This is a genomic window from Mesorhizobium sp. WSM4806, assembly GCF_055811635.1.
This window is the reverse complement of sequence record NZ_JBVVQZ010000019.1, coordinates 152,770-163,577: the sequence shown is the minus strand read 5'-3', so window position 1 is coordinate 163,577 and position 10,808 is coordinate 152,770. Positions and strand designations below refer to the sequence as shown.

General features: G+C 62.7%; 11 protein-coding genes and 1 pseudogene. 6 read left to right on the top strand and 6 right to left on the bottom strand.

The window, feature by feature from the left end:
- Positions 1-203 precede the first annotated feature (203 nt).
- Together AC0L2M_RS26445 and AC0L2M_RS26440 are read left to right on the top strand one after the other, a co-directional pair.
- Positions 204-926, top strand: a complete 723-nt coding sequence (locus AC0L2M_RS26445) for an SDR family NAD(P)-dependent oxidoreductase (protein ID WP_473536302.1) — start codon at positions 204-206, stop codon at positions 924-926.
- On the top strand, positions 923-1,954 hold the full coding sequence (locus tag AC0L2M_RS26440) for an S-adenosylmethionine:tRNA ribosyltransferase-isomerase (protein WP_473536301.1): 1,032 nt from the start codon (positions 923-925) through the stop codon (positions 1,952-1,954). The genes AC0L2M_RS26445 and AC0L2M_RS26440 overlap by 4 nt, the downstream gene beginning before the upstream one ends.
- Positions 1,955-2,394: 440 nt before the next feature.
- Here the strand turns inward: AC0L2M_RS26440 and AC0L2M_RS26435 are convergent, their stop codons facing one another.
- From AC0L2M_RS26435 to AC0L2M_RS26420, 4 genes are all read right to left on the bottom strand, one after another.
- Positions 2,395-4,218 carry an adenylate/guanylate cyclase domain-containing protein gene (locus AC0L2M_RS26435; RefSeq protein WP_473536305.1) on the bottom strand — a complete coding sequence of 608 codons (1,824 nt, stop codon included), beginning with the start codon at positions 4,216-4,218 and terminating at the stop codon, positions 2,395-2,397.
- Between the two features lie 390 nt (positions 4,219-4,608).
- Positions 4,609-4,737 (bottom strand): hypothetical protein, encoded by a 129-nt coding sequence (locus tag AC0L2M_RS26430; protein WP_023796963.1) that lies wholly within the window; start codon positions 4,735-4,737, stop codon positions 4,609-4,611.
- A gap of 54 nt (positions 4,738-4,791) precedes the next feature.
- Positions 4,792-5,763, bottom strand: a complete 972-nt coding sequence (locus AC0L2M_RS26425; RefSeq protein ID WP_473536300.1) for a quinone oxidoreductase family protein — start codon at positions 5,761-5,763, stop codon at positions 4,792-4,794.
- Complete coding sequence (locus AC0L2M_RS26420; RefSeq protein ID WP_473536299.1) at positions 5,760-6,038, bottom strand: hypothetical protein; 279 nt, start codon at positions 6,036-6,038, stop codon at positions 5,760-5,762. The genes AC0L2M_RS26425 and AC0L2M_RS26420 overlap by 4 nt, the downstream gene beginning before the upstream one ends.
- Positions 6,039-6,167: 129 nt before the next feature.
- Between AC0L2M_RS26420 and AC0L2M_RS26415 the strand changes: the two genes are divergently transcribed.
- The 3 genes from AC0L2M_RS26415 (at position 6,168) to AC0L2M_RS26405 (ending at position 8,163) form a co-directional block, all read left to right on the top strand.
- Positions 6,168-6,491, top strand: coding sequence for a winged helix-turn-helix transcriptional regulator (locus tag AC0L2M_RS26415; protein WP_473536298.1), 324 nt, complete (start codon positions 6,168-6,170; stop codon positions 6,489-6,491).
- A gap of 183 nt (positions 6,492-6,674) precedes the next feature.
- Entirely contained in the window at positions 6,675-7,553 is an 879-nt protein-coding gene (locus AC0L2M_RS26410) for an ankyrin repeat domain-containing protein (RefSeq protein ID WP_473536297.1), read from the top strand.
- 334 nt (positions 7,554-7,887) lie between these two features.
- Positions 7,888-8,163 carry a hypothetical protein gene (locus tag AC0L2M_RS26405; RefSeq protein WP_287343529.1) on the top strand — a complete coding sequence of 92 codons (276 nt, stop codon included), beginning with the start codon at positions 7,888-7,890 and terminating at the stop codon, positions 8,161-8,163.
- Between the two features lie 143 nt (positions 8,164-8,306).
- Here the strand turns inward: AC0L2M_RS26405 and AC0L2M_RS26400 are convergent, their stop codons facing one another.
- Positions 8,307-8,552, bottom strand: a complete 246-nt coding sequence (locus AC0L2M_RS26400; protein WP_287171490.1) for a DUF1127 domain-containing protein — start codon at positions 8,550-8,552, stop codon at positions 8,307-8,309.
- 134 nt (positions 8,553-8,686) lie between these two features.
- On the opposite strand from AC0L2M_RS26400, the pseudogene AC0L2M_RS26395 reads away from it, so the two are divergent.
- A pseudogene (locus AC0L2M_RS26395) lies at positions 8,687-10,203 on the top strand (winged helix-turn-helix domain-containing tetratricopeptide repeat protein).
- A gap of 39 nt (positions 10,204-10,242) precedes the next feature.
- Here AC0L2M_RS26395 and AC0L2M_RS26390 read toward each other — a convergent pair.
- Entirely contained in the window at positions 10,243-10,635 is a 393-nt protein-coding gene (locus AC0L2M_RS26390) for a GFA family protein (protein WP_128244616.1), read from the bottom strand.
- Positions 10,636-10,808: the final 173 nt, after the last annotated feature.

Sequence of the window (10,808 nt, the reverse complement as noted above, 5' to 3'; positions counted from 1 at the left end):
CAACCCTCAACGCTATGGTGCGCACCAACAAACCCTGGAATCCGGCTTCCGTTTGAAGCACGGTTGCTCAACCGTCTCGGCGCTGCGCGCCGATCCACCTTCTCCCACAAGGGGAGAAGGCAAGATCCACGCAATTGAATGCTTGACCTCAAGTTAACTTGAGCTTGTAGCATTGGCTTGCACGGATCGAAGGAGCATCGGCAATGCTGACGAATATAGATTTCCACCGACTTCGCGTCGCGGTCACAGGTGGCACGTCCGGCCTCGGACTGGCGCTTGTGAGGCAGCTCGCCGCGCAGGGTGCGAGCGTCGCCTTCGTCGCACGCACTGCCGCAAACGTCGAGCGCATCGCTGACGAGACGGGCGCACACGGCATTGTCGGCGACCTCGGCAAAAAGCACGACATCTACCCGATCGCGTTGCAGGTCACCGCCAGCCTCGGCGGGCTCGACGTCCTGATCAACAATGCATCGAGCCTCGGGCCGGTGCCTCTTGCGCTGCTCGCCGACACCGAGTGCGAGGATCTGGAAAAAGCGCTTGCGGTCAATCTCGTCGGCGCGTTTCGCCTGACCAAAGCGCTGTTCGCTGCGCTTGCCACGTCGGCGCGCGAGGGCCGTGGCGCGCTGGTGATCAACATCTCCAGCGACGCGGCGGTGAACGCCTATCCCGGCTGGGGCGCGTATGGTGCGAGCAAGGCGGCTCTTGCCCATCTGACGGTGATCTGGGACGAGGAGGCGAAAGACGATGGCATAAGGTTCTTCGCGCTCGACCCCGGCGATATGGACACCCCGCTGCACGCGCTGGCGCTTCCTGACGCCGATCCGGCCACCTTGAAGCGCCCCGATCTGGCAGCTGCCGAGATCATCGAAAAGCTGCTTGACGCGTTGCCGGCTGGCGCAGCGCCCCGTGCCGTGGCACGTGGATGATTGCCGCCGACCATCCGGATCGGCGCTCCGCCAGGCTGTTGGTCGTCATGGCGGACGGCGCGATGACCGACCTGCCGCGCGCTGACCTCGCGAAGCTGTTCGAGCCCGACGACCTGGTCGTCGCCAATGACGCCGCGACCTTGCCTGCCAGCTTGCACGGCACGCATGTCCCCAGCAGTGAAGCGATCGAGATCCGCCTGGCGGGCTGGCTGTCACTTGCCGATCCAACGCGTTTCGTGGCGATTGCCTTCGGCGCGGGCGATCACCGCACGCGCACCGAAGATCGGCTGCCTGCGCCTCCACTGTCACCGGGCAATCGCCTCCGGCTCGGCCCGCTTGAAGCCGTTGTGGAGCGCCTTCTCGACCATCCCCGCCTTCTCGAGCTGCGCTTCTTGGGCAACCGCGCAGCTGTGCTTGCAGGACTGGCGCAGCACGGCCGGCCGATCCAATACGCGCATGTTCCCGAGCCGTTGGCACTTTGGGATGTTTGGACGAAGATTGCCGCCCGGCCGATCGCGTTCGAGGCGCCATCGGCAGGCTTTGCGCTCGACTGGCGCACACTTCAAAGCTGGCGGCGGCACGAAATCGGCTTCGCAACACTCACGCATGCCACGGGCATTTCCTCCACCGGGGATCACGCGCTCGACTCGCGACTTCCCTTCGACGAGCCATACCGCATCCCCGAGCACACCGCGGCGCAGGTCGCGCGGGCAAAGCTGCGCGGCAGCCGCATCATCGCGGTCGGCACGAGCGTCGTGCGCGCGCTTGAGGCGGCCGCCAATCCCGATGGCAGCGTGCGTGCAGGCAATGGCATTGCGACCGGCCGCGTCTCGCGGAAGACGCCGCTTCGCGTGGTCGATGCGATTCTCACAGGCGTCCACCAGCCGGGCGAAAGCCATTTCGAGCTCCTGCGCGCCTTTGCCGACGATGCTCTGCTCGCCAAGGCCTCCGCAGCCTTCGCCGCGCACCGATACCGCGCGCATGAATTCGGCGATTCCATGCTGCTCAATCGGCAACCGCTGGATTGATTCGCACGACCCAAACCGTGCGCGAGACGCAGCCTCTACTCTATAGGCGATCCGAGATCTTGGTTTTCCAGGGCTTCCGGAAAACCATGTTTTAACAGGTAATTGATTTAGAACAACTATTTTGACCTTAATAGCTACGAATCGAGGGTCAGGAGTTCGCATCTCTTCGGGCGCGCCAATCGGCAGTACATTCCAAAATCGTGTCGCGACGTCCAGTTCTGACCCAACGGCGACTTTTGTCTGGACCGTCGGTAGGTCTCGTCAGGGTGGAAACCGGAGTACGGCGCGAATCTAATAGAGAGCTGCTGTTCACTGCTGCTCTACGCTCAGTCCTCGGACAAGCCGCCAGAGAACTGTCCTTCCAGAAGCGACGCGGGATCAAGGGACGTCGCCTAGCCGGACGTGACGCGCGGGAGAGGGCATCTTTGCAACCGCGACGATCACTCCGGCACGCCGGAGATGCCCAGCGCCTCGACGTAACTCTCGGCGAACACCTTGTCTCGCCACGGGTTGATCTGTCTCTGCAGGGTGAGCGTGTAGGTCGGGAACGCCTCCATCAGCCGCCGCGCCGCCGCCTGCGCCTCATCCAGCCGGTTGAGTTTGACCAGCGCCATGATCACCACCCGGTGCGAGGAGCCGTAGTTCGGCATCTCGTGCAGCGCGCGCTCTCCCCATGCCAGCGCTTCTTCGTAGCGCTCGAGCATCAGGTAGCTCATCCCGATGCCGGAGAGCGCGATGCCCTTCTCGGGGTCGACCGGGCTCAGCCGCATTGCCCTGTGAAAGTGCTCGATCGCGACGAGCGGGCGGCTGGAATGTGCGTTCACCCAGCCGCTGCCCGTATGGCCTTGCGCCGAATTGGGGTTGAGTAGCAGGGATCGTTCGATCGTGCCCAGCGCCATCTCGTAGTCCTTCGCGCTGTAGGCGATCACCTGCGCGGCGAAGCGTAGGCTCGTGGGGTCGTCGCGCGCTTCAGCCAATACCTCGCGTGCCATGCGCGCGGCGACTCGGATATCGTCGGGCTCGTGCCAGCACTGGCTCACGGATAGGCTGCGGATATAGGCGCCGAGTGCCTTCGCCAAGTTGAAGCTGGGGTCGATGCTGAGCGCCTCGTTGGTGAGCCGGCGCACGTCGGCAAAGCCTTCGCGCGTCATGCTGTAGAAGCGCGGCAGCGCGCGAAGGTAGAGGTCGTAGGCGCTGATGTAGTCGGTCGGCTTCATGCGCGCCTGCTTGATCTCCTGCAGCCGGATGCTCGGCTCGACGGCGCCGACGACGCTCTCGGTCACCTTGTCCTGCAGGTCGAAGATGTCGCTCACATCGCCCTCGAAGCGGTCGGCCCAGACATGGTGTCCGCTGATCGCGTCCACCAACTGCCCACTGATGCGCACCCGCGATCCTGCTCTGCGGATGCTTCCTTCGAGCACGTAGCGGACGCCCAGCTCGCGTCCGACCTGGCGCAGGTCCACCGCCCGGCCCTTGTAGGTGAAGGACGAATTGCGGGCGATCACGAAGAAGGAGTTCACCCGGCTCAATCCCGTGATGATGTCCTCCACCAGCCCGTCGGCGAAGTATTCCTGGTCGGGGTCGCCGCTCATGTTGGTGAAAGGCAGAACCGCGATCGAGGGTTTCTCGGGCAGGGGAGGCAGTGCAGCCACCGAGGCGCTGGCGTCGGTCTCGACGCGGTAGGCGCGCACAGGCCGCTCGATGTTCTTGAGGCGCAGGTCGCCGAGCGGCGTGAAGCCGCAGTCGAGCTTGCCCTGAAGGTGGTCGTAGGCGGTGCCCGAGACGACCACGGTGCCGGGATCGGCGATGCTTTCGAGGCGGGCGGCGATGTTGACCCCGTCGCCGTAGAGGTCGCCGTCCTCCTCGCAGACCACGTCGCCGAGATTGACGCCGATGCGGAAGCGAATCCGCTCTTTCTCGGGCGTCTCCGCCTCGTGTTCTGCCAGGGCCTGCTGGATCGCCATCGCCGAGGTCACCGCGTAAACGACGCTCGCGAACTCGCACAGCATGCCGTCGCCGGTGAGCTTGACGATCCGACCCTGGTGCTCGGAGACCAGCGGTTCGAGGAGGTCCTTCCGGTAGATCTTCAGCCGCTCGAGCGTGCCGCGCTCGTCGCGCTCCGTCAGGCGCGAATAGCCGACCACGTCGCAAGCCAGGATCGCTGCGAGGCGGCGCTGCGTGGTTATTGCACCGCTCAGCCAAGCGCCAGCACGCGGGCCGCCCCGCGTCCATGTCCTGCTAACTTCCGGACGCCCTACGTGCATGGTATCCATCTCTCCCAGTCGCCGCCGATACAGAACGGAGAACGCAGCTGACCTTGCCTTCACGAGACTTCGCTATCCCGCTTGCGAGGCGTGGAGCGTTCCAGTCGCCGATGCTAACAGCCAACCGACGACCCGCCCACGCAGTCTCTGGGGACGCTGACCACTCCCAGAAGGCCGGAGATATTTCCTGCTCTGTGTAACCGGTTGACGCCACCGTGGCGGTGCTTTGTCACCGCGATGTAACAGGGAGATGCCCTACAACGCCCGCATCACACCAGACGTTCGCGCTTAGAGGTGCTGAGGTCGGCACGTGGCGCAAAGCCGATCCTCCGCTCCGAGAAGTGATCTTAGAAATCAATGGGCGCAGCAATGACATAGCGGTGCCCAGTTTCATCCTCTCCGACGCGCCATTTGCAGCCGATAGTCGGTGACCGCAAACGGCAGCACATTTTTTTGTTTCTGGCAGATCAGCGGCGATCGGCGGATGGGAAAGCGCCAGCACATTTCCATGGCTGTCATAATCCCGTTCCGCCGTCGCAACGCCTGGTGATGTCTGATGGATCCACCCTTTGCTCAACTCACCCGCAAGGCGAGCTTGCCGACGTAGTGGGTGGCAAGCGCTCGGTGCGCATCGACAACCCTGTCGAACGGGAATGTACGGGCGACATGGACGTCGAACGGGCCAGAATCGATCAGGCGGTTAAGCTTGTCGGTCGCGTCCTGGCTGCGGGCGCCGTTGTAGCGAATGAGCTCCACGCCGGGCCTGACAGTTGGATCGGGCATCGCGCCGTGCGGGCAGGCGACCCGACCGCCGTCGCGCATTGACGTCAGCGCGCGGTCGGCCGCCTCACCGCCTACGGTGACAAGGCCAGCGTCGAGGCCGCCGGCGGCGAATTCACGAGCGGCCGCCACCACGTCGTCCCTGCGCCCGTTGACGACGGCGTCGGCGCCCAGCCGCTGCGATAGCGCAACGCCGTCATCGCCCGAAGCCACCGCCAATACGCGGGCGCCCAATCGTTTTGCGAGTTGGATGGCCATGTGCCCGATACCGCCGCTGGCGCCGAAGATCATCATTGTATCGCCCTGCTTTAGGCCGATCTCTTCCAGGCCGCTGAGCGCGGTCAACGCATCCCAGCCCATGACGCCCGCTTGCTCGATCGTGAGCTTGGCGGGGATGAGCGACACGTTGTCCGCATCCGTCACTGCGTAGGTGGCATAGGTTCCACCCTTGGGAAGTGGCATGGATGCAGCGTACACCCGGTCGCCTTCCTTGAAGCGGCTAACCTGGCCGCCAACGGCGACGACTGCGCCCGCGCAGTCCCAGCCGAGCACATAGGGGAACGTCGACGGCATTCCGAAAGCCCCGTCGTAGAGACCCTCACGCTCGAGCGCGTCCCACGAGGCCACGCCCGCCACTTCGACGCGGATTAGGACATCGCTCGGCCCGACCTCGGGCACTGGCACGGCTCGCACAGTAACCAGCTCGGCTCCACCGAACCGGTCGATGGCGGCGGCCTGCATTGTATCCGGTTTTGCATTCCTCATGCTTTTTCTCCTAAAATACTGTTGGTCATGAAACGGCCACCGCTTCCAGCGGTCGTCAATCGAGCCTCGCCGACGTGAATTGTTGTTTCGCGCCGGCGAAGCAGGAGTTCGCTTTTCGGAGGCGTCCCATGATTGGTTGATGATGAAGGCTTGGATCGCCTTCCTGTCCCTTTTGCTGTCCTGTCCCGGACGGTCGTGCGATATTCCGCTTCAAGCAGCGCGGGCGAGCGCCTATCCCATACGTCCAGTGTCCAGGCACCGATTGCAGGCATCATTCCGACATCCATATTTTGATTGGCGCAACACTCGGCTCGCTTGTCGTCCGAGGGAGAGCTATGATTTGGGAAGCGCGACACCAATACGCACGGATGCGTAAGTGATTACCTGCCGGTAAGGAGGGCAAGGTGAACAAACCCACCGAGAATGGTTTTGCAACCGCGATAAAGATGGTCTCCGGCAAGTGGAAGCTGGACATCATCTGCGAACTCGGCTCGACACCACGCAGGTTCGGCCGGCTGCGGCAGTCAGTTCCGGCGATCAGCGAAAAGATGCTGACGCAGCAGCTGCGAGAACTTGAGGCAGACGGGCTTGTGAATCGAAAAGTCCATCCCGGTTCTCCGGCGAAAGTCGTCTATTCGTTGACGGAAAGCGGATCGACGCTCTGTGCTGGGGCAGAGGGCTTATGCCGCTGGGGTGAACAGTTCCATTGCTCGGGTAAGCCGGAGTGATCGCGCGATTCTGAAAGGTCGTGTCGATGAAGCGACCGCGGTTCGCACTTTCGCGTCGCTGACGATATATACCCGGCGAGTCTTTCCAACGGCCGTTGGCAAGGATATCGTCGACGAACTGTCGAACGAGCGCCTTGTTGGCCGTCCTCCAGTTTGACAGTGGGGTGCCGGATGCGCGGGGTTTTGCTGTTCATTCTGTTGGTGCTTGCACCGATTGCATCGCATGCCGCCGCCATCCACGACGCCGCGAAAACGGGCGATGTCGCGGCGATTGCGGCAGCGCTCGACGCAGGCGCCGATGTCGATGAGAGGGATGGGCAAGCCACACCACTCTATCTTGCGGTCAGGGGCGGGCATTTTGCGGCGGCAAAACTGCTCATCGAACGCGGTGCCGACGTCAACGCCGCCCCGACGCCGGGTTTGGGTCCTGCCCTCATGCCGGCTCTGGCAAAACGCCGGATCGATTTGATCAATCTGTTGCTGGAGAGGGGCGCAAATCCAAATTCGCAGCGCAACCGCGAAAACGCCCTTCACATCGCCGCCAGATCCGGTTGCCTCGATTGCGTGAAGGCACTGGTCGAGGCCGGCGCGGATGTGAATGCGAAGACGAAGGACGGCAAGACACCGCTCCATCTGGCGAAATTCAAGGGGCAACGCGAAGTGGCTGATTATCTCATCGCGCACGGCGTCATCTTGCCAACGCCAGCCCCGATCTCGAAGAGGTTGGCTGCCGCCGACGTGGAGAAAGGCCGAGCCTCCTTCTCCCGCCTCTGTGCCTACTGCCACAATGCCGTGCCGGACGAAGGGGGCAATCAGGGACCGACTTTGTGGAACGTCATCGGTCGCGACAAAGCATCTGTGGCCAAGAGGCGTTACTCCGACGCCTTACTGGCATGGCAGGGTGTCTGGACATACGAGGACCTGAACAAATTTCTGCTTGAGCCCATGCTCACGACGCCGGGCGTTTACATGGAAGTGCCGGGTGCTCCGGACGAGACTGAAAGAACAAACATAATTGCCTACTTGCGCACACTCAGTGACAAGCCAATCCCGCTACCCTGAGCCCTCGCGCCCAGGAGTGGCGCGGCCGGGTTGCGCCGAAGCCGATGAGCGCTCGAATTCTGCATGGAGGTCACTTCGCTTCCCCTTGACCAATGACCGGTTGGTCCGATCTTGGCTGGGGCGGCGAGGGCAGTTTATGGGGCGCAAGTCGGACCGCTCCGAGCGGTGATCTCAGAAAGGCGCAGCAACAATGTACGAGACCCCAGTTTCATCCTGTCCGGCGCGCCAAGCCACACTTTGGGCCAGACTGCAGTGCACGCTCCGCATGCCCAGCCGTTGAGTTCACCTCGACTTGGCTTTGAGTTGCGCCATCTAGCCAAAAATGGAGGCAGCCATGCGTATGAAGTTCCTACTGGTGACATCAGCGACGATGATGGCGACAGTCGTTGCCCACGCGGACAGTCAGTCCTCGAACACAAGCTCGAATAGCTCGTCGAACAACGGCGTTGTGCGTGAGCGGATTGTCGAGACCTACTGTGAAGACGACTATTGTGAGACCTACGTTAAGCGCAGGGTTTACCAGGAGGACCGATCCTCCCGTCGTTACCAGGACTATGATCGTCGCCGCTATCGCGACCGCTACACGGATGATGACGACGACGACGACTAGGGGAAAAAGGCCGCCCCGCTGACGCACGCGAACGCTCGATTTTGGGACCGGAACGGCGGCCCAGCTTCTCGCACCGAGATGCTTTTGGCGCACCAAGGGCGAGGATGACGGTTATCGGCTTCGCGACCTTGCGGCGACGAGGATCATCGTCGCCAGAAGGGCTTGGCGATCTCTGCCTCGACCTGCCGTCTCGTCAGACCGATGTCGTCGATCAAATGGGGATTGTCCTTCGCCATTTGTTCAAGTTCCCAGCGAAAGCGTTTCCGGTCGTCCCACGCCGCGATAATGCTTCTCAGGGTCGCCAGGCTGTGTTGCCGACGCAATATTCCCGCCGGCTCCACCGGCGTTCCCCCTGCCTGATGCGGGGCCGATGCAAGAGTATCGTTCATAGCAACCTCCATAGGTTTGAGGTCCAGGGACCTTCGACCTGAAAGAGGCTGAATTCTGCAGGATACGAACAGCGTCGTAATTAAGCTCTGCCAAATAGTTCTCAAAACTTCCAAACGGGCTAAAGATACGCCGCATGCAGGGATCGCGCTTTGCCTTTGGTCCGTTCGTGCTTGATTCCGGTGCGGGAACGCTGCTTCGCAACGATGTCCCCGTTGCCGTTGGCTACCGCGGGCTAAAGCTGCTTGCGGCGCTCGTCGGACGAGCCGGCGAAATCCTCGAGAAGGCCGAGTTGATGGACGCGGCGTGGCCGGGCACGGCCGTCGAGGAAGGCAACCTCACCGTGCAGATCGCGCTGCTGCGAAAGCTGCTTGGCCCGGCCGCCGATGCCGGTAATGGGGGCGGCGAATGGATCGCCACGGTCCCGCGCGTCGGCTACCGCTTCACGGGGGCCGTCGAACAGCTCGGCGCGAAGCGAAAACCTTTGCCGCTGCCCGGCAAGCCATCGATAGCGGTGCTGCCCTTTGTCAATGTCAGCAACGATCCCGAGCAGGAATCCTTCGCGGATGGCTTGACCGAAGACCTGATTACCGACCTGTCCAGGATCTCCGGGCTGTTCGTCATCGCACGCAACTCGGCCTTCGCCTACAAAGGCAAGGCGATGGACGTGCGCGATATCGCGCAGGATCTCGGCGTGCGCTACCTGCTGGAGGGGAGCGCACGACGTGCTGCGGGGCGCGTGCGCATCAACGCCCAATTGGTCGACGCAGTGAGTGGCGACCATTTGTGGGCAGAACGCTTCGATCGCAGCCTGGAAGACATTTTTGCCGTTCAGGACGAGGTCACCGGCAAGATCGTCGAGGCGTTGCTCGGCAGGCTGCGCGCACCGCCGCCGCGCAACCGGCCCAAAAGTCTTGAGGCCTACGATCTCTGCGTGCGGGCGCGCAAGCTGATGGATGACACGCCGCAGACGGCGCGCGAAGCGCATCTGATGCTTACCCGCGCGGTTTCGCTCGATCCGGAATATGCCGAGGCCTATCGCTGGCTTGCCATGAACCACTGGATGGGATGGGTGCATTCCGGCGGACCAACCGAAACGTCCCGTAGCGTTGCGTTGGAACTGGCGCGCAAAGCCGTGGTGATCGATCCGAACGATGCCGGCTGCCGCTGGGTTCTGGCTTACCTGCTTGCCTATGAGCGCAGCTTCGCCGAGGCGGATGCGGAATTCGCCAGGCGATCGAGCTCGATCCGAACGAGGCCGATGCCTGGGCGGCATTGTCCGACATCGCGGTCCTGGCCGGACGGGTCAAGGAAGGCCTTGAGCACATTCGCAAGGCGTTCCGGTTGAACCCGTTTCCGGCAAGTTGGTACTATCTGACGCTTGGCCAGGCGCAATATGCGGCCGGCCAATACGAAGCGGCTGTCGAAACACTGCGCAGGGACGAGACTTATCGTACAAGTTCGCGCCGCTTCCTGGCGGCAAGCCTTGCCCAACTGGGCCAAGTCGACGAGGCGCGCGCAGAGGCCGAACTGTTCCTCGTCGGCAACCCGCATTTCACCACCCGGCACTGGGCCGCGACGGAGCCATTCCGCGACGCTGTGACGCTCGAGCATTTCGTCGATGGCTTCCGCAAGGCCGGTCTTCCCGAGTGACGTGCCGGCCTCCCAAACGCTTTCGCACAGTTCGTGCGACTATTCCTCAAAGCGACTCGTGGCGTCACGATCGCGCTCGTACCGCCTCGTGAGCGGAAACGGCGGCAACCAGGACTCGCGACGGATTATCCAGCTTTCGTAGGTTGGCATCAGTTGGTCAGGGGCATCCAGTGATCCCAGGTTCACTTCGATTTCGTCTGCGGTGCGTCCGAAAATTGTCGAGCCGCAGCGGGGGCAGAAAAACCGCCCGGCGTAGTCGCGCGTCTCGCCTTCGATCGTCACCGCATCCTGGGGGAACACCGCCGAAGCGTTAAAAAGGGCGCCATGGTGCTTGCGGCAGTCGAGACAATGACAGATGCCGACCCGGTATGGGAGCCCCGACGCCACAATCCGGACGCTGCCGCACAGGCAACTGCCAGTGAATCGGTCCATGCTGCGTCTCCTCCAAAATCAAGCGGTCGCAATGGCTACAACGAACGGCACCGTCATTGCAATTGCCCCGTGCGGGGCCGTCTGCGGGACGCATCGACTTCCGTAGTGGGCGATAGCTGGCTCGCTTGCTGCAGCCGCAGCCAGCTGGAAAGTTCGGACGAAGCGGCCCTTTC

Bases quoted from the DNA above. Each gene is read 5' to 3' on its own strand.
- AC0L2M_RS26430 (WP_023796963.1), bottom strand. From the start codon at position 4,737: ATGACAGCCATGGAAATGTGCTGGCGCTTTCCCATCCGCCGATCGCCG.
- AC0L2M_RS26425 (WP_473536300.1), bottom strand. From the start codon at position 5,763: ATGAGGAATGCAAAACCGGATACAATGCAGGCCGCCGCCATCGACCGG.
- AC0L2M_RS26440 (WP_473536301.1), top strand. From the start codon at position 923: ATGATTGCCGCCGACCATCCGGATCGGCGCTCCGCCAGGCTGTTGGTC.
- AC0L2M_RS26400 (WP_287171490.1), bottom strand. From the start codon at position 8,552: ATGAACGATACTCTTGCATCGGCCCCGCATCAGGCAGGGGGAACGCCG.
- AC0L2M_RS26390 (WP_128244616.1), bottom strand. From the start codon at position 10,635: ATGGACCGATTCACTGGCAGTTGCCTGTGCGGCAGCGTCCGGATTGTG.
- AC0L2M_RS26445 (WP_473536302.1), top strand. From the start codon at position 204: ATGCTGACGAATATAGATTTCCACCGACTTCGCGTCGCGGTCACAGGT.
- AC0L2M_RS26435 (WP_473536305.1), bottom strand. From the start codon at position 4,218: ATGCACGTAGGGCGTCCGGAAGTTAGCAGGACATGGACGCGGGGCGGC.
- AC0L2M_RS26405 (WP_287343529.1), top strand. From the start codon at position 7,888: ATGCGTATGAAGTTCCTACTGGTGACATCAGCGACGATGATGGCGACA.
- AC0L2M_RS26420 (WP_473536299.1), bottom strand. From the start codon at position 6,038: ATGATGCCTGCAATCGGTGCCTGGACACTGGACGTATGGGATAGGCGC.